At 64.3% G+C, this 24,241-nt stretch carries 27 protein-coding genes and 3 tRNA genes; 16 read left to right on the top strand and 14 right to left on the bottom strand.

Going from position 1 to position 24,241, the window contains the following annotated elements; genetic code table 11:
* Positions 1-67: 67 nt before the first annotated feature.
* Positions 68-1,054 (top strand): cysteine synthase A, encoded by a 987-nt coding sequence (gene cysK, locus AAGD32_00005; GenBank protein MEM8872617.1) that lies wholly within the window; start codon positions 68-70, stop codon positions 1,052-1,054.
* 94 nt (positions 1,055-1,148) lie between these two features.
* Here cysK and AAGD32_00010 read toward each other — a convergent pair whose 3' ends face one another.
* The gene (locus AAGD32_00010) at positions 1,149-2,267 is read right to left on the bottom strand and encodes a cellulase family glycosylhydrolase (protein ID MEM8872618.1); all 1,119 of its coding nucleotides are present in this window, start codon (positions 2,265-2,267) and stop codon (positions 1,149-1,151) included.
* A gap of 48 nt (positions 2,268-2,315) precedes the next feature.
* Here AAGD32_00010 and AAGD32_00015 point away from each other — a divergent pair, with 48 nt between their 5' ends.
* From AAGD32_00015 to AAGD32_00030, 4 genes are all read left to right on the top strand, one after another.
* Positions 2,316-2,813 carry a DUF1801 domain-containing protein gene (locus AAGD32_00015; GenBank protein ID MEM8872619.1) on the top strand — a complete coding sequence of 166 codons (498 nt, stop codon included), beginning with the start codon at positions 2,316-2,318 and terminating at the stop codon, positions 2,811-2,813.
* Entirely contained in the window at positions 2,810-3,685 is an 876-nt protein-coding gene (locus tag AAGD32_00020; GenBank protein ID MEM8872620.1) for a PHP domain-containing protein, read from the top strand. Before AAGD32_00015 ends, AAGD32_00020 begins: the two co-directional genes overlap by 4 nt.
* A gap of 140 nt (positions 3,686-3,825) precedes the next feature.
* Positions 3,826-4,506: a hypothetical protein gene (locus AAGD32_00025; GenBank protein MEM8872621.1), complete on the top strand. Its 681-nt coding sequence runs from the start codon at positions 3,826-3,828 to the stop codon at positions 4,504-4,506.
* A 5-nt stretch (positions 4,507-4,511) separates the two neighbouring features.
* Positions 4,512-4,937, top strand: coding sequence for a hypothetical protein (locus AAGD32_00030; protein MEM8872622.1), 426 nt, complete (start codon positions 4,512-4,514; stop codon positions 4,935-4,937).
* Here AAGD32_00030 and AAGD32_00035 read toward each other — a convergent pair.
* The gene (locus AAGD32_00035) at positions 4,921-5,547 is read right to left on the bottom strand and encodes a hypothetical protein (GenBank protein MEM8872623.1); all 627 of its coding nucleotides are present in this window, start codon (positions 5,545-5,547) and stop codon (positions 4,921-4,923) included. The genes AAGD32_00030 and AAGD32_00035 overlap by 17 nt on opposite strands.
* Positions 5,548-5,619: 72 nt before the next feature.
* Between AAGD32_00035 and AAGD32_00040 the strand changes: the two genes are divergently transcribed.
* The 4 genes from AAGD32_00040 to yidD all read left to right on the top strand — a co-directional run bounded on the left by AAGD32_00040 (position 5,620) and on the right by yidD (position 8,237).
* Positions 5,620-6,237: an RNA polymerase sigma factor gene (locus tag AAGD32_00040; protein ID MEM8872624.1), complete on the top strand. Its 618-nt coding sequence runs from the start codon at positions 5,620-5,622 to the stop codon at positions 6,235-6,237.
* 10 nt (positions 6,238-6,247) lie between these two features.
* A complete protein-coding gene (locus AAGD32_00045) occupies positions 6,248-6,898 on the top strand; it encodes a hypothetical protein (GenBank protein MEM8872625.1) in 651 nt (216 codons plus the stop codon).
* Positions 6,898-7,749, top strand: coding sequence for a hypothetical protein (locus AAGD32_00050; GenBank protein ID MEM8872626.1), 852 nt, complete (start codon positions 6,898-6,900; stop codon positions 7,747-7,749). The genes AAGD32_00045 and AAGD32_00050 overlap by 1 nt, the downstream gene beginning before the upstream one ends.
* 65 nt (positions 7,750-7,814) lie before the next feature.
* Entirely contained in the window at positions 7,815-8,237 is a 423-nt protein-coding gene (gene yidD / locus AAGD32_00055) for a membrane protein insertion efficiency factor YidD (protein ID MEM8872627.1), read from the top strand.
* Between the two features lie 2 nt (positions 8,238-8,239).
* On the opposite strand, the gene AAGD32_00060 is transcribed toward yidD, so the two are convergent.
* The 4 genes from AAGD32_00060 to AAGD32_00075 all read right to left on the bottom strand — a co-directional run bounded on the left by AAGD32_00060 (position 8,240) and on the right by AAGD32_00075 (position 10,248).
* Positions 8,240-8,314, bottom strand: a tRNA-Leu gene (locus AAGD32_00060).
* Positions 8,315-8,333: 19 nt separating this feature from the next.
* Positions 8,334-8,408 (bottom strand) — tRNA-Leu (locus AAGD32_00065).
* A 129-nt stretch (positions 8,409-8,537) separates the two neighbouring features.
* Positions 8,538-8,608, bottom strand: a tRNA-Phe gene (locus tag AAGD32_00070).
* A 242-nt stretch (positions 8,609-8,850) separates the two neighbouring features.
* Positions 8,851-10,248, bottom strand: a complete 1,398-nt coding sequence (locus tag AAGD32_00075) for a sulfatase-like hydrolase/transferase (GenBank protein MEM8872628.1) — start codon at positions 10,246-10,248, stop codon at positions 8,851-8,853.
* Positions 10,249-10,368: 120 nt separating this feature from the next.
* Here AAGD32_00075 and AAGD32_00080 point away from each other — a divergent pair, with 120 nt between their 5' ends.
* Positions 10,369-11,097: a tetratricopeptide repeat protein gene (locus AAGD32_00080; GenBank protein MEM8872629.1), complete on the top strand. Its 729-nt coding sequence runs from the start codon at positions 10,369-10,371 to the stop codon at positions 11,095-11,097.
* Between the two features lie 25 nt (positions 11,098-11,122).
* On the opposite strand, the gene AAGD32_00085 is transcribed toward AAGD32_00080, so the two are convergent.
* The 3 genes from AAGD32_00085 to AAGD32_00095 form a co-directional block, all read right to left on the bottom strand.
* On the bottom strand, positions 11,123-11,701 hold the full coding sequence (locus AAGD32_00085) for a helix-turn-helix transcriptional regulator (protein MEM8872630.1): 579 nt from the start codon (positions 11,699-11,701) through the stop codon (positions 11,123-11,125).
* 460 nt (positions 11,702-12,161) lie between these two features.
* Positions 12,162-12,665: a cupin domain-containing protein gene (locus AAGD32_00090; protein MEM8872631.1), complete on the bottom strand. Its 504-nt coding sequence runs from the start codon at positions 12,663-12,665 to the stop codon at positions 12,162-12,164.
* Positions 12,662-13,450 carry a sensor histidine kinase gene (locus AAGD32_00095; protein ID MEM8872632.1) on the bottom strand — a complete coding sequence of 263 codons (789 nt, stop codon included), beginning with the start codon at positions 13,448-13,450 and terminating at the stop codon, positions 12,662-12,664. Before AAGD32_00095 ends, AAGD32_00090 begins: the two co-directional genes overlap by 4 nt.
* Positions 13,451-13,575: 125 nt before the next feature.
* On the opposite strand from AAGD32_00095, the gene AAGD32_00100 reads away from it, so the two are divergent.
* From AAGD32_00100 to AAGD32_00115, 4 genes are read left to right on the top strand one after another with little or no spacing between them, the layout of a single operon-like run.
* Positions 13,576-14,478, top strand: coding sequence for a hypothetical protein (locus tag AAGD32_00100; GenBank protein MEM8872633.1), 903 nt, complete (start codon positions 13,576-13,578; stop codon positions 14,476-14,478).
* A gap of 15 nt (positions 14,479-14,493) precedes the next feature.
* Positions 14,494-15,996: a hypothetical protein gene (locus AAGD32_00105; GenBank protein ID MEM8872634.1), complete on the top strand. Its 1,503-nt coding sequence runs from the start codon at positions 14,494-14,496 to the stop codon at positions 15,994-15,996.
* A 34-nt stretch (positions 15,997-16,030) separates the two neighbouring features.
* On the top strand, positions 16,031-16,438 hold the full coding sequence (locus tag AAGD32_00110; GenBank protein MEM8872635.1) for a YcfL family protein: 408 nt from the start codon (positions 16,031-16,033) through the stop codon (positions 16,436-16,438).
* Positions 16,439-16,459: 21 nt separating this feature from the next.
* Positions 16,460-17,056, top strand: a complete 597-nt coding sequence (locus tag AAGD32_00115; protein ID MEM8872636.1) for a hypothetical protein — start codon at positions 16,460-16,462, stop codon at positions 17,054-17,056.
* Between the two features lie 12 nt (positions 17,057-17,068).
* On the opposite strand, the gene AAGD32_00120 is transcribed toward AAGD32_00115, so the two are convergent.
* On the bottom strand, positions 17,069-17,992 hold the full coding sequence (locus AAGD32_00120; GenBank protein MEM8872637.1) for a phytanoyl-CoA dioxygenase family protein: 924 nt from the start codon (positions 17,990-17,992) through the stop codon (positions 17,069-17,071).
* A 158-nt stretch (positions 17,993-18,150) separates the two neighbouring features.
* Between AAGD32_00120 and AAGD32_00125 the strand changes: the two genes are divergently transcribed.
* Together AAGD32_00125 and AAGD32_00130 are read left to right on the top strand one after the other, a co-directional pair.
* The gene (locus AAGD32_00125; protein ID MEM8872638.1) at positions 18,151-18,873 is read left to right on the top strand and encodes a helix-turn-helix transcriptional regulator; all 723 of its coding nucleotides are present in this window, start codon (positions 18,151-18,153) and stop codon (positions 18,871-18,873) included.
* A 30-nt stretch (positions 18,874-18,903) separates the two neighbouring features.
* Entirely contained in the window at positions 18,904-20,571 is a 1,668-nt protein-coding gene (locus tag AAGD32_00130) for a fucose isomerase (protein ID MEM8872639.1), read from the top strand.
* A gap of 7 nt (positions 20,572-20,578) precedes the next feature.
* On the opposite strand, the gene AAGD32_00135 is transcribed toward AAGD32_00130, so the two are convergent.
* From AAGD32_00135 to AAGD32_00150, 4 genes are read right to left on the bottom strand one after another with little or no spacing between them, the layout of a single operon-like run.
* A complete protein-coding gene (locus AAGD32_00135; protein ID MEM8872640.1) occupies positions 20,579-21,337 on the bottom strand; it encodes a TIM barrel protein in 759 nt (252 codons plus the stop codon).
* A gap of 11 nt (positions 21,338-21,348) precedes the next feature.
* Positions 21,349-22,149: a sugar phosphate isomerase/epimerase family protein gene (locus tag AAGD32_00140; protein ID MEM8872641.1), complete on the bottom strand. Its 801-nt coding sequence runs from the start codon at positions 22,147-22,149 to the stop codon at positions 21,349-21,351.
* Positions 22,149-23,321 carry a Gfo/Idh/MocA family oxidoreductase gene (locus AAGD32_00145; GenBank protein MEM8872642.1) on the bottom strand — a complete coding sequence of 391 codons (1,173 nt, stop codon included), beginning with the start codon at positions 23,319-23,321 and terminating at the stop codon, positions 22,149-22,151. Before AAGD32_00145 ends, AAGD32_00140 begins: the two co-directional genes overlap by 1 nt.
* 52 nt (positions 23,322-23,373) lie before the next feature.
* A complete protein-coding gene (locus tag AAGD32_00150) occupies positions 23,374-24,195 on the bottom strand; it encodes an AraC family transcriptional regulator (protein MEM8872643.1) in 822 nt (273 codons plus the stop codon).
* Positions 24,196-24,241 lie beyond the last annotated feature (46 nt).

Consider the following 24,241-nt stretch of genomic DNA (forward strand, 5'->3'; position numbering starts at 1 on the left):
CCCCGCTACCCCAGCGTTGCGGAGCAACGCGGCTACACTCCCGCGAACCCCATAGGAGACACATCCGATGCCCCTGAAACCCCACGGCCGCGTTTACGACAACATCACCGACGTCATGGGCGGCACCCCGCTCGTGAAGATCAACCGCCTGGTCCCCGCCGACCACGCGACCGTCCTCGCCAAGTGCGAGTTCATGAATCCGCTCAGCAGCGTGAAGGACCGCATCGGCGTCGCGATGATCGAGGCGGCCGAGGCGTCGGGCGCGCTCAAACCCGGCGGGCTCATCATCGAACCCACCAGCGGCAACACCGGCATCGCGCTCGCTTTCGTCGCCGCCGCCAAGGGGTACCGCTGCATCCTGACCATGCCCGAATCCATGAGCATCGAGCGTCGACGGCTGCTCGCGCACCTCGGTGCCGAGGTCGTGCTCACGCCGGCCGAGAAGGGCATGGGCGGCGCGATCGCCAAGGCCGAGGAACTGCTCAAGGACAACGACGGCGCGATCATGCCCCAGCAGTTCCAGAACCCCGCCAACGTCGATATCCATCACAAGACCACCGCCGAGGAAATCTGGCAGGACACCAACGGCCAGGTCGACATCATCGTCGCCGGCGTCGGCACGGGTGGCACGATCACCGGTGTGAGCGAAGTGCTCAAGGAGCGCAAGCCGGACTTCAAGGCGATCGCCGTCGAACCCGAAAACTCGCCGGTGATCTGCCAGACGATGGAAGGCAAGGACGTCAAGCCAGGCCCGCACAAGGTCCAGGGCATCGGCGCCGGCTTCGTCCCTGGCAACCTGCACATCCCCGCCGTCGACGAGACGATGACGGTGACCAACGAGGAGGCCTTCGAGTGGGGCCGACGCCTGGCGCGCGAAGAGGGTATCCTCGGCGGCATCAGCTCCGGCGGCAACATCTGCTGCGCCGCCAAGATCGCTGCCCGCCCCGAGAACAAGGGCAAAACCATCGTCACCATCATGTGCAGCGTCGGCGAACGTTACCTCTCCACGCCGCTCTTCGAGGCAACGCCCGAAGCGCCGGGCGTGACGGTGTGACCTTTCGCAACGAACGCCCACGGCTTTAGCCGTGGGTCTGCATGCGTGACCGGCGGCAGACCCACGCCTGAAGGCGTGGGCTTTCGTTTTCATCTCACTCGCCCAGCACCGCACGCCACAACTCGTTGTCGTGACGCTGGGTCGGCGGGAACTGCATGCCGAACTCGTAATCCATCATCGGCCAGACGTCTTCCCGGAAGGCGTAGAAGGCGGTGTGCAGGTCGCGGCCCGTCGCGGCCCGGCGAACGTCGCGAAGGTACTCGGCGGCACCAGTGTTGCGGCGTTGAATGCCGTACTCGGCGAGTACCATCCGTGCCGCGGGCACCGCGTGCTGAGCCATCCATGCGTCGACGCTCTCGAACTTGCCGTCGATGTAGGTTGCGTCGACCCGCTGCGCGCCCTCACCCCAGGGCAAGTCCATGATGCCGGGGTACGACCATGCGCCTTCGTGCGTCGGCCAATGGTTGAACGCCCAAGGCTCGTAGAAATGCACCGCGTACAACGTCGGTCCCAGTTCGTCTGGTAGAGGTTGAAGTGCCGCGATCGACCCGACCGCCGCATAGTTCGGCCCGTCGAGCATGATCGGCGTCTTGGCATCCACCGCGCGGATGGCTTTCGCAACCCGCCGATACAACTCGTTGACGTCGCCGGCCTGTCCGCGCTGCTTCTCGGTGAACGCGACCACGTCGACGCTGTCGCCTTCGACCGAGCGGGCCGGGTGCGGTTCGTTGACGATGTTGTACCCGACGAGCGCGGGGTGATCGCGGACCGCCAATGCAAGGTCGGCCCAGAACCGCGCCGCCTGGTCGTGGTAAGCCAGATCGGTCCAGAGCCGCGCGTCACTCTCGTAGTCGTTGTGCTGACGCCAGAGCGCACCGGGCAGCGAGAGCGGGACCAGCACGATCTTCACGCCCGCCGCCTCCGCGTCATCCAGCACCCGCCGCAACACCGCGAGGTCCGCGTCGATCAATCCGTCGTAGTCATCCGCGCTGCCCTGCAGGAACGAACCCAGGGTCGCATCGTCGGCCGCGCTCGGCCATTTGCTCCACGTCAGGCGGATCCACTCGATCCCCGCGTCGGAAGCGGCATCGAAGTACGTCCGGTCCGGTGGCGCGCCGTTGAACGAGTTGGCCCCGTGTCGCGGCTCGTCCCAGAAATCCGCATGCGCCATCGACGCCAAACCGAGAACGATCATGATCGCGATCCACTTCATCGCTCGGGAGTCTACTTGACGAAAGCGACTTCGTGATACCCTGTCGCGATGGCCAAGACCTCGGCGAAGATCACCACCGTCGACGAGTACCTCGCCGCGTTGCCGGATGATCGCCGCGAAGCGGTGTCGGCGATCCGCGCTGCGATCAACGCGAAGCTGCCCAAGGGGTACGCCGAAGGCATCCAGTACAACATGATCGGCTGGTACGTCCCGCACGAGCTGTACCCCCACGGCTACCACTGCGACCCGAAACAGCCGTTGCCATTTGCCCACCTCGCGTCACAGAAGAACCATATCGGCATTTACCTTTTCTGCAGCTACATGGAGCCGGAGCTGCGCGAATGGTTCGTCGACGCACGGACCAAGGACGGCCGCAAGCTGGACATGGGCGCGAGCTGCATCCGCGTCAAGTCGCTCGACGACGTGCCGTTGAAGGTCGTCGGCCAGTGCGTGGCGAAGATGCCTGTCAAGAAATTCGTTTCGATCTACGAGCAGAACTTGCCGGCTAGTGTGAAGAAGAAGCGCCAGCCAAAGAAAGCCTCGTGAGTCTCACCCGCCCGCTGTTCTGCGATTTGCATTCCCATTCGACCGCGTCCGACGGCACCGATGCGCCGGCGGCACTGGTGCGCAAGGCCAAGGCGGCGGGGCTCTCGGCCATCGCGCTGACCGATCACGATACCGTCGCCGGCTGCGCCGAAGCCGCCGCCGAATGCCGACGCCTCGGCATCGACTTTCTTCCCGGCATTGAAGTCTCCTGCCTCTACCCACGCCCGGGCATCATCCACCTGCTCGGCTACGGGATCGACGTGGACTCACCCGCACTGCTGTCATTGACCGACTCACTCCAAAGGGCCCGCGAACAGCGCAATGCACAACTGCTCGAGAAGCTCAACAACGCCGGCATTTCGATCACGCTCGGCGAACTCGAGGCGGCCGCCGGTGGCGGGCAGATCGGTCGGCCGCACTTCGCGAAAGTTCTCGCCGATCGCGGCTACGTCGCGCACCCCAACCTCGCTTACCGCTGGTACCTCGGCGAGGCCAGCCACCTGCAGGTCCGCCGCGAAGAGCCCACGCCTGCCGAGGCGATCCAAATGATCCACGCCGCCGGCGGCGTCGCGGTCCTCGCCCACCCCAAGCAGCTCCGCAAGGAAAACTTCGCCCAACTCCGCGCCGAGATCGCCGACCTGGCGCGCCTCGGCCTCGACGGCATCGAGACGATCTACAACGACCACCGCGAAAGCTTCACCCACGAACTCGACCTGCTCGCCAAGCAACACGGCCTGCTGCGCACCGGCGGCAGCGACTACCACGGCGGCGCGAAAAAATGGATCACGTTGGGCCGACCGGGTAACCGAAGGCGTGTACCAAGGGAGCGGTACGAGGCGGTGCTGGCGCGTGTTCGAGAACGGGTGGCATGAACCGTAGCCCAGCCGCGACGCTGGGGCGTCGCAGCTATGTGCTTCAATCCCAACACTTCCGGCAGGCGTGCTGAACCCTCCCGCGCCAAGCTGCGATGCTCCGCATCGCGGTTCGGAACGGGCATCGGTATCATCGAATCATGGGGCAAATCTACCCGATACCGTTCTGGCGCGAGATGTCGTTCAAGGGCTGGCACTGGCTCATCGCCCCCGTCCTCATTGCGTTCGGTTGTGGGTGGTTCTGGTTGTCAACAGGGCCGACGGTGGCGGAATGGTGGCAACAGCGTGCGTGGGTGGAGGCCGAGCTTGTCGACGTTGACCTGCGAATCGACGAACGCAAAGGTCCAAAGAGCCGGGTCCACTACGACATCGTCGGCAGTTTCACGTACGTCCACGATGGCACGGTGCATCGTGGTGAACGCCTCGGTCTGACCAGCCCCAGTCGCCAGTCTCGCGCCGCCGCCGAGGCACGGCGGGAAGTGCTCGAAAGCCGCACCACCTGTGTCGTCGACCCGGTCGCACCAGGCCGTGCGCTGTTGGAACCGGGTTGGAATCGCGAATCGTGGTATGTCATTAGCGGCCTCGCGTCGTTGGGTATCGGCATTGGGATGCTCGTGACCGGCTTTCTCACCCGCCCGCGACGTTCGACTCAGCACTTCCGTTGGATCGCCGGAGCGGAGCGCACTGCGAGCGCCGCTTGGGCCGGTACCTTGTTCGCAGCCGTCTTGCCGCTCGCAGTGGCCGTCTGCTTTTCGCTCGATGGCGTCGCGGATACATACCAGCTTTTAATGTGGTCTTTGCCGGCATCATCGTCACCCTGACGTGTATGGCGGGATGGACATTCGGTCGCCGGTTGTTGCAGCTCGGCAACCCTAAGCTCGAGGTCATACTCGATCCGCCGACGCTTACCGCCGGCCAACCCGCGGCTCTGGAGGTTCGCGTCCTCGGCAATGCTAACCTTCTCCACGACTGGCGGCTCACGTTGGTCATCCGTCAGGAGATGTGCATCAAGGAACGACGCTCAAGTAGCTTTGAGGTTGAGGAGTTACACCGCGTTACCATTGCCGTCGGAGAGCAGGCACCGCCGCACGATGCGTTGCTCATCAAGATTCCCGCCGACGTCTGGCCGCGCTATGCGATCGATGATGTCGAGCACATTTGCTACCTCGAAGCCAAAGCCCGCATCGATCGTTGGCCCGATCTTCACGACGAAGTGCGGCTGAACGTGCGTCCCGCTACTCGAACTCTGTAGAAAAGGCTTCCACTTCCGCCGGCAGCGTCGTCGGGCGGTTCTTGATCACTTGCAGACGGCTTTCCAGTTCCAGCAGGAGGCCGCCGAGTTTGAGGTTGTTGCCGAAGCCGGCATCTTCTTCCTTCTCCAACTCCGCAGCGATGCGGTCGGTGAGGTCGGTCAGGCGGTCGCGCTCGGCCTGGGTGATGTCCGGGTCGGCGATGAACGCGGTGGCTTCGTCGAGCAGGGCACCGGCGCGGTCGATCATCTCGACGCGGGCGTTGGCGTTGGCCTCGGCGAATCCTTCCTTGGCTTCCTCGACGCCTTTCTCGACGGCGAGGCCGACCACGACGTAGCTGCCCACGAAGACAACCAGCGCCATCACCGACGCGAGCAGGCCGGCGATCGGGAAGCCGCGTGCGACGCGCTTATCGCCCATCGCCGCGAAGAGTCCGACCCCCGCGAGTGCGAGTCCGACCACGGCCATGACCGCCGCGACGACGTTCACGCACGGGATCCAAGCGATGAAGATCGCGATACCGCCGAGGATGAGCCCGGCGATGCCAAGGCCGCTGGCGTTGGATCGGTCCGCTTGGTAGCGCATTGGGGCATTGGTGTAGGGGTCGGTCATCTGGATGAGAGTAGAAAAATTGCGGGTCGAGGTTGCAATAGATTTCGCGGGCGGTGCGTTATGGTGCCACGCGTGGCGGTTGTGCCCAACACCAACCCGGAGGATCCCGTGCCCGCGTTGCGCCTGGCGGGATCCGACGTGGACGACGTGGTGTTGGTGCGCCAACTCAAGGACGGCGACCCGCATGCCGCCGAGCAGCTCATCGAGCGGTACGCCGGGCCGTTGGGCGGTTATCTCCGGCGGGTGGGCGGCTCGGAACACGCGGCCGAGGAACTGATGCAAGCTACATGGCTGAGCGTGCTGGAACACCTCGACCGGTTCGACGCGGACGCCAAGGACGCGAACTTCAAAGCCTGGCTCTTTCGCATCGCGTCAAACAAGGCCTACGACGGCCACCGCCGGACCAAGCGTGACCGCAACGCCCAGGCCCACCTCCGGCTCGTCAGTGATATGGCCCACGCCGACGACGCCCGAACAAAGATCGAATACGGCGAGACGGCGGACCGGCTCAAAGCCGCGATCGACGACCTGCCCGACGCCCAGAAGCAGGTCGTGATGCTCCGGTACTACAGCGGGTTGAAGTTCGTCGAGATCGCCGACATGCTCGGCTGTCCGCTGAACACCGCCCTTGGCCGAATGCACAAGGCAATAAAAAAGCTCCGTGGAGCGTTGGAAGGATTAGACACGTGAGCGTGAAACCATGAACGGCGTAAACGACCATCTCGACCCGCTCGACGCGGACCTCATGCTGCTGGCGGTCGGCGAACTCGACGATGCGGCCACCGAGCAGTTGCGGGCCAAACTCGCCAACGACCCGGACCTGCGGCAGCGGTATGCCGGGCTCACCGAAGATCTGGCATGGCTCGATGAAGCGGTGTCCGAAGCCGACACCGGCGCGCGTCCGGTCCGCACGACCGCAGCCCTGCGGGGTGTTCGCGAGCAGCTGCTGACACAGCCGGCGGTCGAGCGTCCGGAGCGACAGCCGTGGAAGCGGCCGTTGGCGGGGGTGCCGAACTGGGTTCTGAGCAGCGCGGCCGCTGCCGCCGTGGTCATTGGCGGGTTCCTTTACTGGGGCCTGCGTGACACGCCGACCGAGATTGGCCCGTCGATCGCCAACAACTTTGGCAACGGCGACATCACGCTGCCCGACGAGCACGTCACCACGTTGCAGCGCCAGGTCGAGTGGGCATTTGGCGTTGACGAACTGATCGGGGACGGGCTGGCCGACACGGTCGACGATACAGCCGGCCTCGAGTACGCGGCCGGTTCGGTCGACGAGCTGTACTACGACCTCGATAGCTTCGATGACTTCGGGTACGACGCGTTTGCCCCGATCCTGGAGGTCTACTGATGAAACCTGTTCGCATCTTCTCGGTGGTCGCGGTGCTGACGCTGTTGGCGTGTCCGACGTTTGCTCAGGACGGTGGCGATGCGCCTGCGGACGAGCCGGACGCTCAAGAGCAAGTTCGGCAGGAGCGGGCTCAGCGCGTCACGGAACGTCTCCGGCGTGGCATGCGTGAACGGTTTTTGAATGACCAACGCGGCCCGGCGGTGGACGAAGGTGAGCGCAGGCGTCCCCGTGGCGAGGGGCCCGGGGATCGGTGGCGTGACGGTCCGCTGCGCGAATGGGGTCGGGCGATGCAGGCCGCCAACAATCCCGAGACCGTCGACTCGGCATTGGCGTTCTTCGAGGAGCATTCACCTTTCCGGTACGGCCTCTTCACCAGGTTCGCCGAGGATGCGAGCGAGGAGCAGCAGGTCGCCGTCGCCCGCCTGCGGCAGCGGATGGTCATGAACTATGCTCGAATCGACCTGTCCAGCGAGCGGTTTGGGGCACGATCGCGGGAGTTGGCGATAGAGCGGGTGTCGGCCGAGGATCGGATCGCCGAACTCGCCTTCGCATTTCGCTCCGCCGAGGGCGAAGACGCCAAGGCCTCGGCCCGTGACGAACTCAAGTCGGCGGTCCAACAACTGATCCTCGTCGGCCTCAGCGAACGCGAGTATCGCCTCGAGCGATTGCGGGAGCGCCTGCAACGTGAGATGGCGGCGGTCGAAGAAGAAAAGGCTGCGCTCGACGAGCGGTCGGAGGAGCAAGTCGAGCGATTGCTCGACGGTGAGCTTCCGCCCGCGTTGGACTTCGGCGGTCGGCCGCGTCTTGGCCGGGGTGGGCCCGGTGCGGGTCCGCGTGGGCCGCAGGAGTGACCGTTACAGACTTGGCCGATGTTTCTCACGCGTGATTGTCGAACGCCGGGTTACGCTCGCCGGCCATGGGAGCGATACGCCTGCGTCCGGTCGATGCTGCCGGCCTCGTTCTGATCCACGCCTATCGACGTTGGCTCTCGCCACGCAAGGGTTTCGCGTGCCCGCATCGCTTGCTCCACGGTGGCGACTCGTGCTCGGCATATGGCCTGCGTGTCATACGTCGAGCCGGGGTGCTGCGGTTTCGCCTGCTCATGCAACGTCGGTTTGCCGCTTGCCGAGCGGCGGCGAAGGTGATCGGACGCGAGACCAAGCAACAACGCCGCGACCGTCGAAACGCGTTTCGTGACAACACCATCGATGCCTGCGCGATGTCGGCCTGCGACGTGCCCAGTTGTGACCTTGGGCCGCTCGACTGCGGGGTCGCCGACGGGGCCGGTGTGTTCGACGTCGGCTGCGGCAACTTCGACTGCGCTTGCGATTTCGGTTGAGGTGGCACCGGCGGGAGTCGAACCCGCAGGTCACCTGTCTCTCGAACAGGCCGCTCTGCCGGTTGGCGTACGGTGCCGGGGTGATGAGGGGGGGAATGTCCGCGGCAGGATTCGAACCTGCACTGTTCTGGACCTGAGCCAGACGCCTCCTGCCAGTTGGGCTACGCGGACGGTGTGAAGTGGGTCGCGTCGGAGTCGAACCGATCGCGTGCCGCCCCAATGTTGTGTCGCATCTGCTTTACAGGCAGACATGGGGAACACGACCCGGAACTATGGAAAATGATTGCATACATACATTAATGGGATGGGAAGGACTCGAACCTCCACCTTCCGAGTTTCAGTCGGACGCTCGACCATCGAGCTGCCATCCCGTGTTGTGATTCGGCGCTGGCGTCACCCAGGAATACGCCGAAAACAAAATAAAAACGCCTGATCAGGCGGATGGTGCCTGACCGGGCGTTTCTCAGAGTCGTTCGACTCGCTCACGCGTCAGTCCATGCACCATCCGTCGCTGCCAAGCAGCGTGAGGCGATATGCGAAGGTAAAGCGTGCACGCGTCATAGTCATTTGAGGATAGCTTCCATCAACTTGGCGTCAAGCCGAAACTATAGATTTACGGCTGAATCCGCTCGGGCCACTTCCACAGCGGGCCGGTGAGCGGGTCTTTCGCTTCCTTCATCGACACCATCATCCGCTCGCGCAGGTGGTGCAGTTCGTTGGCGTACCGCGGATCGTCGATCAGATTCGTCAGTTCGGCCGGGTCGTTCTCCAAGTCGTACAACTCGTCGGTGGCGGCGGGGGTGTAGACGTACTTCCAGCGGCGGTCGCGCAGGTAGCGCTGATCGACCCGGCCTTGCTGCGTGCCGCTGTATTGCATGAACACGTCCTGCCGCGCCGGCTCGACGTCGGCAACCTCGTCGAACAGGCTGCGCCCGACGAACGACTTGGGTGCGTCGATCCCCGCCGCGTCGAGGAAGGTTTTGGCCAAGTCGAGCTCGTGGACGACGAAGCGGTTGCACTCGGTGTTGGCGTCGAGTTTGCCGGGCAAGCGGGCGATGAGCGGGACGTGGAGGATGTCGTCGTAGCCGCAGTAGTGCTTGTCGTTCATCCCGTGCCCGCCGCAGAAGTCGCCGTGGTCGGTGGAGTAGACGACGAGTGTGTCGTCGGCCACGCCGAGCTCGTCGAGCAGGTCCAGCAGCTTGCCGACGTGCTTGTCGAGCAGGGCGATTTCGCCGAGGTAGCGGGCGACGACCGGCTGCCATTGTTCCCAGTCCCAACCCTCGCACTCCCAGCGCTCGCGCGTCCGGCGTTGCATCGGTGGCTTGTTGGTCAGCGGGTCGGGGAAGCTCGGCCACGGCGGGACCTCGCCCGGCTCATACATCGACGCCCACGGCTCGGACACGATGTTCGGCAGGTGCGGCTCGCTCGGATCCCACCGCACGAAGAACGGCTTGCCCGCGTCGACGCCCGCCTTGATCTGGTCCGCCGTGTGACGCGCGCCCCACGCAATGCGGCCCATGTCCTCGTCGACGTCGTCGGTCTCGCCCCAGAAACCGTTGGTCATCGGGCGTTTTTCCAGGCCCTGTTCGGCACGCCATTCGTCGTAGCCGTCTTCCTCGTCCTGGTAGAAAGCCGCGCCGTGGTCGAGTGGGGTACCGGTGAGTTCCTTGTGATACTTGGCGATGTGGGCGACGCGGTAGCCGGCGTCGGAGAAGAGGCGGTAGAGGTTGGGCAGCTCGTCCGGAGCGGGGCGGTAGCCGAGCGTGTTGGGGATGACCCACGACTTGTGGATCGACGCCCAGGTGCCGGTGAGGAAGCACGCTCTGGCCGGGGTACACAGTGGGATGGGCGTGTACGCGCTGGTGAAGTTGACCCCGTCGCCGGCGAGGCGGTCGAGGTTGGGCGTCTTGACCAGGCGGTTGGGCCCGTCCAGGGCGTGGGGCTGGTTGACGCCGACGCAGTCGAAGCGGTGCTGGTCCGAGTGAATAAAAAGAATGTTCGGGCTTGCCACTTCCCCGTGATACGACCGTCCGCTGCCCCGTGCAAGGGTTCGGATGTGATCGTTCATGCCTCCGCGTGTGATCGGCCGATATCACCTCCAACGGTCCAAATCCCCCGCGGAGCCTTTCCTATGCGCAACACCCTCGTCCTCGCCGCCCTGATCGCTTGCCCCCTCACGCTGTCGACGGCCGTCGGTTGTAACCAAAACAAGGACGGCTTCGGCAACAACACGCTGCGACAGCAGGAACTCACGGCCGACGACGATTTCTCGCGCGGCAAGATCACGATCACCGCCGACACTCACGCGGCCGCCGGTCAGTTCGCCGAGATGCAGGGCCGAACGTCCGAAGCGCTGAGCAGCTACCGCAAAGCCCTCAACCTGAACCCGAACCACGAACGGGCTCTCTACCACTTGGGCGTACTCCTGACCCGCAGCGGCAACTACGACGAGGCCCGCCATGTCTGGAACCGTTACGTCTCGGCCACCAACGGTTCGGCCGCGGCGTACGCCAACCTTGGCTACTGCCTCGAACTCTCCGGTGATCGCCTCGGTGCCGAGACCGCCTACGCCAAAGGCATCGACGCCGACGCGTATCACCAAGCGTCACGCGTGAACTACGGTCTGCTTCTGGTTCGCACGGGTCGCGTCGGCGAGGGCACGATCCACCTCTCGAAAGTGCTTCCCGCGCACGCCGTGCTTTACAACATCGGCGCGATCTACGAGCGCCAGGGCAAGTTCCGCGAAGCCGCCGACTGCTACACCGAAGCCCTCGACCTCAAGCCCGATTTCGTCGAAGCCCAGACCCGCTTGAGCGCCCTCGGTGTCGCGGACGTGTCCACGGACGAGTTGACGGAATAGTCAGCGCCTCGCCCCGACATGACGTTCACGCTTGGTCGCGCCATGCCGCAGGGGTGGTGCCGACGAGGTTCTTGAAGTGCTTGGACAGGTGGCTTTGGTCGAAGAAGCCACAGTCCTGAGCGACGGCGGCGATGGTCCATTCGGGGCGGTCGCGCAGCAGTCGCTTGGCGGCTTCGATCCGCAGGCGGGTCAGGTGTGCATAGGGCGGTTCGCCGGTGGCGGCCTTGAACAGTTTGCCGAAGTGCATCGGGTTCACGCCGGCCACGACGGCGAGTTCGTCGAGCGAGACGCCTTCGGAGAGCCGGGCGTGCATGAGTTCCAGCACATTCGCCAACGCGGCACCGGTGAGCTTGGCCCGCTTGGGCGCGGTCGGTACCGGCGTGTCCGCCAGACTGAACAGCCGGCCTGTGATCGACACCCGCAGCCCGTCGGCCGCGAGCGACGACGCGGCATCACCGGCCTGCACTTGCTCGGCCAGCAGCAACATCATCCGCTCGAGCGTGGCATCGCGAATGACCCCCGCGTGCAACGGCCCGAGGTCGGGCGTGGTCAATCCCGCTGACGCGGCCAAGCGGTTCACCTCGGCCATCGGTTGGGAGAGCACGAAGTAATCCATATGATCTTGCGCCGGCCCCTTAAGGACAGACAGCAGATGAGCCGGCGTGAGTAAAAAGGCGTTACGAGGTGACGGACCAGAAAAGCGACCGTGGCCGAAGTCGAACGCGCGGCATGCTGTCTTGGATAAGTCAGAAAAGTAAATCAAGCACAACTCTGGCATTGATGGAACAGGCGTGAACTCGCTCTGCCGACCTCGCAAGAAGGATCCTTGCCGCAAGGACTTACACATGACAATCTGCTCGCGGAGCGGTCCATTCTCGACCCAGGTTTTTGAGTTCACCCAAACCCGCTGGAGAGCTGCCTCTTGGCACTTCTCATGTAGCCGGACAGCGGGAGTCGCGTGGCCGTTTCCTTTTCGGTACTTCGTGGTGCTCATTACGCCACCTCCGCCCACCACACGGCCGGGGTGGTGTTGACCAAGAGTCTGAAGTGTTGGGACAGGTGGCTCATGCGTCTGCCTTGCCGGGGTCGGCGACGATCAGACCATAGAAGGTCGCGAGGCGGCGGGCCTCGCCGGGGGTGAGATTCCCCGCGGCCGCGAGGCGATCGAACTCGTTGAGCATTGTCTCCAAGGTCACCGGCGGTGCAAACACCAAAAGAACGCGCGAGGCGGTGGGGGCGAGGTTGTTGAGCGAGCGGGGCCGACGTGCGGGGAGGTAAGCACAATCGCCGGCCCCCAACTCGGCCCGTTCGCCGTCACAGGCGAAGTCCACGCGGCCCTCGAGGACCATCACGCTGACATCGTCGTGGAGGAGCATGTGCGGCGGGGTGGCGTAGCCGACAGGAAGCTCGCACTCGCGCAGGGCGAGCGATCCGCCGGTGTTTTCGCCGCGAAGAAGCCATCGGCCGAGCCACGCGGGGCCGGCCAACTCACGGGCCTTCACGAAACTGGGCCCGGGTCGGTTGGCGGCCGCTTCGCCGTTGGGCGGTGCTCCGTTGCCTTTGGTCATGAATCTGACTCCGGCTTCGGGTCAGAATTCACGTCGGAGTCGCGACTGGCGAGCGTCCGGGCGACCTCCATTTTCCAGACATCCGGGATGACCGATTGGTCTGCCGCCGCGGCGACTTCGACGAGGATGCGCGTACCGCGACCGGGCGTGGAGCGGACCATGAAGATGCCACCGGCGTCCTCGATACGTTCGCGCATGAACCCCAGGCCACGGCCGGTCCCGTCGGTTCGGGGCTTGGTCGTGGTTGGATCAAAGCCCCGACCGTCGTCGGTGATCGTGAGCCGCAGGCAGCGGTGTTCGGGGTCGGTCGCATCGACCGTGTCACGCAGGCTGATGCGGATGTTACGAGCTCGGCCGTGGTGCAGGGCGTTGTGGATCGCTTCGCTGGCGACGCGGAGCAGGTCGTAGCCGACGGCACCTGGGGAACGGGTGAGCCGGCGGTCGTCGACGGTGACGATCGTGGCCGTTTCGTGGGTCGTTCGTTCCGCCAAAGCCCGCAGCGAGCCAATGAGCGTGTCACGGCCCATCGGCGGTGGATGCAGCAACATCATCTGTCGCCGCACCGTGTCACACGCCCGTCCGGCGAGTTCGGCGGCCTGGCGCAGCTCCTGCTGGGACGTCGCTGCGCCGAGTACCAACGAGAGCGCCGTCAGGTCTTGGGCGAGACCGTCATGCAACTCTCGAGCGATGCGTCGACGTTCCGACTCCAGCGCCGATTCCACGGCGGTGCAGTAGTGGCTTTCCTCCTCGAAAGCAGGATTGGGATTACCGGAAGACGGTTCCACGAAGAGAGCTTCGCCAACTCCCTAGAATCTGCTAGTACGTTTGGGTCAGGGTTAAGGACGATCCGGAAATGATCGGGGTGTTTGGAGGCCAACGGACAGGGTGGCTGCGTGTCTCAACGTTCGCCATGCAACGAATCTGCACGTTTCTCGTCGCTTTTTGCCTGACTATCCCCGCGTTTGCCGAACGGCCGGTGATCGGGATCGCACCCGTGACCGTGTCCGATAGTGTCGGCCAATGGAACCAGCAGGAGGGCAAGGGCCTTTCGCTCGGTGTCCTGAGGGAGGCGATCGACGACCAACTGCTCGATGCGTTCAACGGGGCTCGGAAGTTCGAGGTGGTTGCCCGAGGCGATCTGGACGACCTGCGAAACGAAAAGGCGTTGAGCAACCGCAACGGGCCGGCGACGCGCGATGCGTTTCAGGTTCCCGGGCTCGATTTTCTCGTCGTGCTAGACATCGACTTTTACCAGGACATCGGCGCGACGCTCGTACAGCCGGCCAGCGGGCGCACGCTTATGCGGCGGGATGTGCAGCTCGGCGGGGTCATGAAGATTTACGACGCTGACACCGGCGTACTGATCGAATCCGTCAACCTCGTTGTCACGCCACGCAGCGGCGACACTGTTTCGGATCGCGCTTTCGTGGACGGTGACCCAACCCGTATCGCTATCCGGCAAGCGTCGAATCAGTTTGCCGCCATCGCGGTACAGCGGGTTACCGACGTGATCTATCCGGCCAAGGTTGTCGCCGTCGGCCCGCAGGACGTGACGATCAATCGCGGTGACACCGGCGGGGCACAGGAGGGACAGGTCTACGAACTGTTCGCCCCCGGTGAGCCGCTCGTCGATCCGGACACCGGCGAAGTACTCGGCACGAGCGAACGGTTCGTCGGTGCCATCCGTATCGTTCGTGTCCGCCCGAACTTCTCGGTTGCCATCGTCCTCGACCAGAGCGGCCCGCTGCAAAAGGGTTTGATCGCCCGGCCCGCACCGCCGATGGAAGAGATGGAATCGATGGAGCAGGAGTAGCTCGCCGTCGCCCCGATGAACGTGACGCGTATCGCCATTCTCGCTGTTCTCGCGCTCGCCCTCGTTGGTTGTCGCAAGTCGTACAACGCGCACATGGACCCGGTGGTGGGCGCATTGCAGGACGGCCGGCTTGAGTCGGCGGAGCGATCGGTCCGGTACTTGGCGGCGGAAATCGACGGCAGCTACGGCGAGCTTCGTTCGTACCGGGAATCTCGCGGCGAGCCGCGCCCGCCGGCGCTCGATGCACTGCTGGCACGCGTGGAACAAGGCAGTGTCTACCACACGGTCGGGCTGCTCGACGAAGCGTTGTTCGCGCTCGACCGGGCCGACGAGATCATCGCGGTCCACGACGACCGGCCGTACATCCGGCTCGTCAACGAGGGCGGGGCGGCGTTCACGAATCTGACGTTTCTCCCGTATCGCGGCACGCAGGCCGACCGCATTCTCGTGCCGACGCTCAAGACGTTGATCCTGCTCGAACTCGGCGACTACGAGGGTGCTCGGCGTGAGGCGGTGTCGATCCGCAACCGCCAGACCGACGCGGCCGACCGGTACACGGAGAAGATCGAAGCCGAGAACGCGGCGGCGGCGGAAGCGCTGGGCCGACGCGAGGGGCGTGGTGCCGCCGATGCGTTGCAAGACCCGCGACTTGCCGAAAGTACCCGTGCCCGCATGCGTGCGGCCGGCGGTGATCTGACTGAGGCCGAGGGATATGCGTTGCGTGGCGAGGGCATGTTTCTCAACCCGTATGCGGAGTACGTCGCCGGCCTGACTTGGCTTTTGACGGCCGAGTCGTCCGGTGATTTGGATCAGGCACGGCGTAGTTTCGACCGGGTGCAGCGGATGCTGCCGGACCGCGTGTCGAAAGAGACGGTCGCGCTGTTGCAGGACGCCGCCGACCGTGGTGCGGCGGGGACGCCGGGCGTGACGCATGTGATCTTCGCCGAGGGTTTCGCGCCGCGGCTCGAGGAGTTCCGGCTCGACCTGCCCCTGATTTTCGTCACCGATCGACTCAGTTCCTTCAACATCGCCATTCCGTTTCTACAGCGTCAACCGAGCAGCGCGCCGTACCTCACGGTCTACGCCGATGGCACGCGATATCGGAGTGAGATCGTCGCGGACATGGACGAGGTCATCGGCAGCGAGTTCAACGCTCGACTGCCGGGGATCATCACCAAGTCGGTGACCATCGCGGTGTTCAAAAGCGCGGTCGCGGCCGGCTTGCAGTCGGTCGGTCGCGACGGACGCAGCAACGGCACCGCCGATGCCGCCGTGCAGATCGCCACGCTCCTCTGGCTCACCGCGAGTAACCAAGCCGACTTGCGCACCTGGCGTACGTTGCCCAAGACTTATCAAATCCTCGCGATCCCCACGCCGGACAACCGCGTCCTCGAACTACAAACGCCCGACGGGCGGCCCGTCCGTATCGAACTGTCCGGCGGCCGGAGCAACGTCGTGCTCGTCCGCCATGTTTACCCTGGCACGCCATTACTCGTGCGGGAGTTTCCCGTCCCCTAACGCCGCGACATGTCCCGTGTCTTTCCCAACGACCATGAAACTGCCCGCCCTCCTCATTCCCGTCGCCTTGCTGCTCGGTTGCTCCAGCACCAACACCTACGAGCCGGTGGAGAAGACCGCCGTCGTGGATCCGGTACTGCTCAACAAGGTCATCACGGATCCCGGCCTGAACAGGGTCGCACGGGTCGTTGGCGCTCGTGAGCAGCGGGAGACCGAGCCGTACGTTGTGCAGGTGGAAATCCAAAACCTCACCCGCGAGCCGCAACGGTTTCTGTACCAGTGGGAATGGGTGTTGCCCAACGGCCTCGTGTACCAAAGTGACAGCCAGGACGCTTGGCGTCAGGAATGGATCCGCGGTCGGGAGATTGTGTACCTAGAAGGCGTTGCCCCGGTTCCGGGCGTGCGCGATTTCAAGCTGAAGCTGACCGAGCCGGCGGACTAACGGCCGATACGGAAACAACCCATGAATCACATCGCTCTCAAACTCACGTTGCTCGCCGGACTCGGTATTACGCTTGTCGGTTGCGGCCGCGAGGCGATCAAGATCGATCCCTACGCCGAGGATCAAGCCATCACCAGCGTCCGCGGTATCGACCCGAAGGACGCCAACGAAGCCGCGCTTGCTTTGGTCAACTCGCTGCTCCAGCACCCGGCCATCACACGCTTCGACGCCAACGATCCGGCGGTCCTCGCCGTCAGCAGCGTTCGCGCGAATGTCTCCGACCGCCAGTTCGACGTGGACCAGGTCAACAAGACCATCCGGGTCGAACTCAACAAGAGCGGCCGGGTGCTGACCTCGACGGTCGGTTCGATCGGCAACGAAGACGTTCTGGCCAGCGAAGCCGCCGAGGCCGAGCAGTTTCTCACCGGACGGTCCAACACCGCGCCGGCAGACTACACGCTCAGCGGCAAGATCATCGAGAACTACACGCGAGCCGGCGACTTCAAGCAGAGCGTCTACATCTTCCAGATGTCGCTCACCGACGGCCGCGGGTTGGCCGTGTGGGAAGACCAGGTCGCCATCGGCAAGAAGGGCACCCGCAATCGTGTCGGGTTCTGATACGGGCGTTGCTCAGTGACTGTTGCCCGTCCCGAAGCGTTGGGCGAACAGGTCGGGGTAATCCCTCGTCGGGTCGGCGTACTGGTTGTCCGGGTGGCCGCTACCACGGGCCAGGTAAATCTGGTGCGGCCACTTGTGGTTCTTCGCTTCGTATAACACCGACGCGGGGATGAACCGCATCGTGTAGCCGCAGCGGCGCATGTTGGAGTGGTTCGGGTCGGAGCCGTGGATGAGGCGGGCGTCGTGGAGCGACGCCTCGTTGGGCCGAAGCTCGCAGCGTTGCGAGCGGAGCAGCACGTTCTCCGGCGCATCGGTCAGGTCGGCCACGCCGTCGGTCGGGACGTTCTTGAGCCACTTGATTTCCGAGCCGAACACGTTCACGTCCGCGTCGACGTCGGCGTACTCGCTGTAACCGTGCAGGGCACGGGGGATCACGTTCATGCAACCGTTTTCGTGAATCGACGCGTCGATGCTCAGCCAGACCGTGCATACGTGCATCGGCTTCATCAGGTCCTTCCAGTAGAAGCTGTCCTCGTGCCAGGGCACGCGCTTGCCGTTGCCCGCGGGCTTGGCCAGGAAGTGGCTGGAGAACAGCGCGATGTTCGGCCCGATGAGCGGCTCGACCAGGTCGAGGATCTCGTCGGAGAAGATCCACTCGAAGAGTCGGTGATCGCCGAAGTGGGGCGTGTCCATCGCCTCGGGCCGCAGGCCGGACTTGGTGTGTTCTTCGAGGAGCATCTCAAAGTGCGCCTTGAGCCCGTCGAACTGCGCTTCGCGCAGGACCGGCTTGTTGTAAAGCAGATACCCATCGCGGCAGTAAGCGGCGACGTCGTCCTGGTCCAAGCGCGGCTTGCGGAAGGTGCCGACGGTGACGTCGAAGTTCGGCGTCAGACGCGGATCGTCCGTGCGGATGTTGGGATGCGTGGCGGTGGTCATGGTTGAAAGTCTCGCACAAACGTGGCCGACTGTCGCACATCGGCTTGAAAAAAAGGTACGTTGTGTTGATGCCCGCGCCCGCGATTAGGACAATCCGACTCAGCCCGTTATTGGCCCGAGGTGAGTTGTTTCACTTCGCGCAGGTGCGACCCAGGGCAATGTCACCGATGCAGCACGGGCATGATTTTGCCGAAATATTTTGGGTTGTCCGCAGCGAAGGGGCCGAGCGTCGGCTCGACGCCGAACGCTTGTTGAGCGTGGGTGATGTGGGGATCGCCGACCGTGACGTCATCCACGGATTTGATGGCCGGGAGGATTTCACACTTTGCAACGTCGCGTTCCCGACGCGATTGCTCACGACGCTGCGCCGGCGGTACAGCGATTGGCCAGAGGTGAACGGCGATACGAGGACAACGCTCGACGTTGATGCGCTCGAGCAGCTTTGGCGGGTGGCCGAGCCGATGCGGGCTGGTCGGCGTGATCTGCTGACTTTCGACCGATTCATGCTGACGCTCGTCGGCCTGCTCGCGCCGATGCCAACGGCATCGCCGTTACCCGGTTGGCTTCGGTCGGCGTTGTCGGGCGACCTCCTGCGGCGTGGTGTGCCGGACTTCGTTGACGCCTGCGGGTACAGCCATGAGCACGTTGCACGCACATGCAAGGCGCTACTCGGCAAGTCGCCGACCGACCTTGTCACCGACGCTCGCCTCGATCATGCCGCTCGGTTGCTCGCCGACCCGGACGTGCGTGTCACCGACGCGTGCCTGCAAAGCGGCTTTGCCAACCTCGGCCATTTTCACGCACGCTTCAAGCGGCGCTTCGGCACGACGCCACGTCGGTACAAGGCGAAGCAGCTCGGCGTGAACCCCGTTCACCGTTGAACTTTTCGCCCGGCATGGCACCATGCCGTCATGGCCAAAACCGTCTACCTCATTGCCAACGGCGACCTGCGTCCATCCGCGAACAAGAAGTGCGAACCCGCCCAGCAGGCGATGGAGAAATCCCTCATCGCCGTGTGCAAGGAACTGGGCGCGAACGTCAAGCGGGCGCACGGCTTCCGAAAAGACGTCGGCCACAGTTTCATCGACTCGCAGAAGCACGGTCGGGAGGTCTTCGCGGATATCCCCAAGGATGCGCCGCTCATCGTTGCCGAAGCCGTTTGGCAGTACAGCCATCATGTGCTTAGCGGCCTGATCCAGCATGAAGGGCCGATCGTCACCGTCGCGAACTGGTCGGGCACCTGGCCGGGACTGGTCGGGATGCTCAACCTCAACGGCTCGCTGACCAAGGCCGGCGTGAAGTACGACTCGCTTTGGAGCGAGGACTTCGCGACCGATGATCAGTTCAAAGCCAAGCTCTCGGACTGGCTCGCCGGCAAGCCCGTGCGCTGGAACACATCGCACAGCGGCACGATGGCGAGCAAGCTCAAGAAGGCGAAGCTTGCCAAGAGCCTCGTCAGCGAGACCGAGAAGATCGGCAGCAAGTTCGCCGAGGCGTTCCGTGCGAGCAAGCCGATCATGGGCGTGTTCGACGAGGGCTGCATGGGCATGTTCAACGCGATCGTGCCTGACCACCTGCTCAACCCGACCGGCGTCTTCAAGGAGCGCCTCAGTCAGTCGGCGCTCTACTACGCCATGACGCAGGTCAGCAACAAGGACGCCAAGGAAGTCTTCGACTGGTACGTCAAGAAGGGCGTGAACTTCCACTTCGGCAAGAAGGAAAAGACCGAGCTGACCAAGGCCCAAGTCCTCGAACAGTGCAAGATGTACATCGCTTCGATGCGGATCGCCGACGAGTTCGGCTGCGACACCATCGGCATCCAGTACCAGCAGGGGCTCAAGGACCTGGCCCCCGCGTCGGACCTTGTCGAGGGCACGCTCAACAACAAGGTCCGTCCGCCGGTGAAGTCGGCCGACGGCAAGCGCGTGCTGTACAAGGGCGAAGCGCTGCCGCACTTCAACGAGGTCGACGAGTGTGCTGGGCTCGACGGGCTGGTGACCTACCGATTGTGGAAGGAACTCGGCTACGCGCCGGAGAACACGCTGCACGACCTGCGCTGGGGCCGGCATTACACCGGGCCGGGCAAGGACGTCCACGGCAAGAAGGCCGAGCTCGACGACTACGTTTGGGTGTTGGAGATCAGCGGCGCGGCACCACCGGCGCATTTCATCGGCGGATGGAAGGGCACGCACAGCCACCGCCAGCCGCCGATGTACTTCCGCCTCGGCGGCGGGACGTGTTCCGGCGTGTCCAAGCCCGGCCACGTCGTCTGGTCCCGCGTGTTCGTCGAAGGTGGCAAACTCAAGATGGACATCGGCCTCGCCGACGTCGTCGGCCTGCCCAGGGACGAAACCCAAGACCGCCTCGACCAGACCACGCCGCAGTGGCCGATCATGCACGCGGTCCTACGCGGCACGACGCGTGACCAGATGATGGCCAAGCACAAGTCCAACCACATCCAAGTCGTCTACGCCCCCGACGAGAAAGCCGCCACCCGCGGCCTGCTCGCAAAGGCCCACGCCATGGCCGCCCTCGGCCTCGACGTCAACCTCTGCGGCGACATCGAGCCACGCGGGTAAATCGCCGTCAAGAGGCTGCGTCGAGCTTGCCCAACCACCCGTTCAGTACCGCCGCTTCCTGGTTCAACATCGCCGGATCATCGTCGGGCACGAACTCGATCATCGCATACCGATCGAACGGCGGTGCGGTCGCGGCCTTTGTCAGGTAGCGTTGCCAATCGTCGGCGGACTCGGCGAGCGGTTGTCGCTCGGTGCCGTTGATCCAGTTAAAGGTGTGCACATGCGCCAGCCACGGCAGCACCGCTTCGAGTTCGGCCATGCGCTGCTCGAACGTGCGGCGTTGGCTCGGCTGCCAGTAGAGCTTGAAGTTCGGATGATCCACGCGCCGGTGCAGGTCGAGCCCGCCGGCGAGGGTTTCGGTCAGCGTGTTGCCGTGCCACTCGGCGGCAATGACGATATCAAGCGCCGCCGCTTGCTCGGCGGCACTTCGGCAGGCATCGGCGATCGCGGCGGGATCTTCGGGGTTGCTGTGCATGCGATCGCCGGGCCAGATGCGAATCACCGGCGTGCCCAAAGCCTTGGCCGTTTCGAGCACGGGGCCGAACGCTTCGCCGGGTTGGCACGAGAAGTACGACCCGTACGCCGCGACAGCGAGTCCCGCGTCGGTGGTCATGCGGGCTGCGAGATGGGCCGCTGAGGTATCGCCGTGGGGGACGTGGACGTCACCGCCCCATTCGATGCCTTGCAGTCCGGCGCGTGCCGCAACGTCGACGAGACCGGCACAGTCCAACTGTCGAAACGTGATGGACACAAGTCCGCTTTTCATGCGTGAATCATTCACCCGTGCTCCTTGTAACCGGCGAGATTGCGTTCGAGCCATTGGTCCTGCGGCAAGACCCAGCCTTCCTCGCTGAAAATCTCGATTTCGTGCAGGCCCTCAAAGCCGGCGGATTCCACCATACCGCGAATGCCGGCCACATCGATGCAGCCCTCGCCGATGACGCCACGATCCAGCAGAAAGCCTCGCGTCGGCACACGCCAATCGCACTCGTGGAATGCAAAGATGCGATCGAACCGCCCGCACATTTCGATCTCGTACGCCAGGTCCGGATCCCACCAGACGTGGTAGACGTCGATCGCGACGCCGACGAGCGGATGGCCAATGTGCTCGGCGATGTTGGTCGCGTCCTTGAGCCGGGTGACGCAGCTGCGCGTGTCGGCGTACATCGGGTGCAGCGGCTCGATCGCGAGCTTGACGCCGTTGGCCTCGGCGTGCGGGACGACGTCCGCGATGGCGTCGGCGACGCGCTTGTGTTGCTCATCCATCGGCTGCCCGGGGACCGCACCAACGACGAGCACCACCATCTCCGCTCCGAGCGCGGCGGCTTCGTCGATGCATGTCTTGTTCACGTCGATTGCATCGGCTTCGTGAAAGAATCCGCCACGCACCAACGCCGGCACCTTGAGCCCGCTCGTTTTCACGATCCGCGCCGCCTCGTCGATCCCGACCGGCTCGATCGCGTCACGCCAGACGCTGATGCCCCCGCAGCCGGCCGTCGCGAACTTCTCGCAACACTCGGCCAGCGACCAAGGCTTGCAGGTAATCGTGTGCGGGGCGCATCGGGATAGCTCTGGCATTACTTCAACTCCAGCACGTCGACCCAGCAATGCTCGGCCGCGCTCTTCAGTCCAAGCTCGGCCAACTGTACGCCCTTGGCCCCTTCACGCAGCGTGTACGGGAACGGCTCGTCGAGCGCGACGTGACGCAGGAACATCTCCCACTGAATCTTGAACGCGTTGTCGTAATCGGTGGCGGCCGGCATTTGCGACCAGTTCTCGTAGAAGTCGATCGGCTGCGGGATGTCGGGGTTCCAGACCGGCTTGGGCGTGTTGGCTGCGTGTTGGATGTGGCACTCGCGCAGGCCGGCAACGGCGCTGCCGTGGGTGCCGTCGACTTGGATCGTGAGCAGGTCATCGCGGCGGACGCGGGTGACCCAGCTGCTATTGAACTGCGCGATCGTCCCGTCGGGCACGTTGTGCCCGCCGGCCAGCTCGAAGATGGCGTACGCACTGTCGTCGGCCGTGCATGTATACGGCTTGCCGCCCTCGTCGCGTCGTTCGGGCAGGTCGGTGCGAGCGGCTGACACCAGCCGCTTCACCGGGCCGAACGTGTGGGCCAGGACGTACTGCCAATGGCAGAACATGTCGACCATGATCCCGCCGCCGTCTTCCTTGCGGTAGTTCCAACTCGGGCGTTGGATGGGTTGGTCGTCGATGTCGCCGGCGAAGACCCAGTAGCCGAACTCGCCACGGATGCTGAGGATTTCGCCGAAGAAGCCCTGGTCGATGAGTTGCTTGAGTCGGCGGATGCCGGGAAGCCAGAGCTTATCCTGTACGACACCGTTCTTGATGCCTGCGTCCTCGGCGAGCTTGGCGAGGCGTAGCGCTTCGTCGGTCTCGATCGCCGTCGGCTTCTCGCAATAAACCGGTTTGCCCACGTCACACGCGAGCTGAACGAACTTACCTCGCAGCTGCGTGGCCGAGGCGTCAAAGACGATGTCGCAGTCGTCGCTCTTGATCGCACCTTCGACATCGGTGGTGAACTTCTCGACGCCATGCTTGGTGGCCAAGTCGCGGAGCTTGTTCTCGTTGCGGCCGGCGAGGATCGGCTCGGGCATCAGCACGAGTTCCGGCGAGACTTTCACGCCGCCTTGATCGCGGGTGGCGAGGATCGAGCGGATCAGGTGCTGGTTGGTGCCCATGCGTCCGGTGACGCCGTTCATCACAATGCCGAGCTTGCGTGTTTCCATGCGTGGAGTCTACACGAGCGCGAGCCTGGTGATTGTGCGCAAGCAGCCAATTTCACGCGGTCTGTGGATCGGTCCGGAAACGACGTGGCGATTGGCCGACGTGTCGCGTGAACCAGCGGGTGAACGCGCTGTGTGTCGTGAAGCCGACGGCGTCGGCGACAGCAGCGGCCGACATTTGCCCGCCGAGCAATAGTGACTTTGCCCGGGCCAGGCGGTGTGTGTCGGCGAACTCCGCCGGGGTGCAGCCGAACCGCGTGCGAAACCGTCGAGCGAAGTGCCGCCGTGAGAGGTGAGCCGCTGCGGCCATCTCCGCGATACTCGGTGGTGGCCCCTTGCTCGCCTGCACCAATGCCACGGCGTCGGCCAAATCCCGCGCGTCCTCCACGCTCGCCGCGTCCAGCGCCGACACGTCCCGCACCGGCCAGCTTGCCATCAGGTCCGTCACGAGCGCGAGCAACCTTGGTGGCCGATCCTCCTTTTGAATCGAGTAACTTGCGAGTTCACGGGCGATCCGCCCGATCCGTGGCATCGCCGGCGCAGCGGTGACAATCTCCGGCCACACTCGATCCACCCGAGGCATGCGGAGCTTCAAATGCCAACGCCGGCCCCCACGTAGCGTGAAGCCATGACGCTCGCCTGGATAGTGCACCAGTAGCGTCAGCCCAGAGACCGGCCATGCCTCGGAACCGAGCAACGCTTCGCCACAACAATCCTCGAGCAGGTCGAACTGCAACTCGTCGCGATGGCGATGCGAGGCGATCGAGAACGTGCCGGTTACACGATGGCTCACGACATCCCGAAGCCGTTGCGGTTCGTTGAAGATTGCGCCGCAAAGCTGTCGGATCGCTGCATGGACCTGTGTTCGCCCGGTCATGGGTGCAGTATACCGACTTTGCCAAAACGGACACATACGCTTGGCG

The organism is Planctomycetota bacterium, assembly GCA_039182125.1.
In the GTDB taxonomy this organism is placed as follows: domain Bacteria; phylum Planctomycetota; class Phycisphaerae; order Tepidisphaerales; family Tepidisphaeraceae; genus JBCDCH01.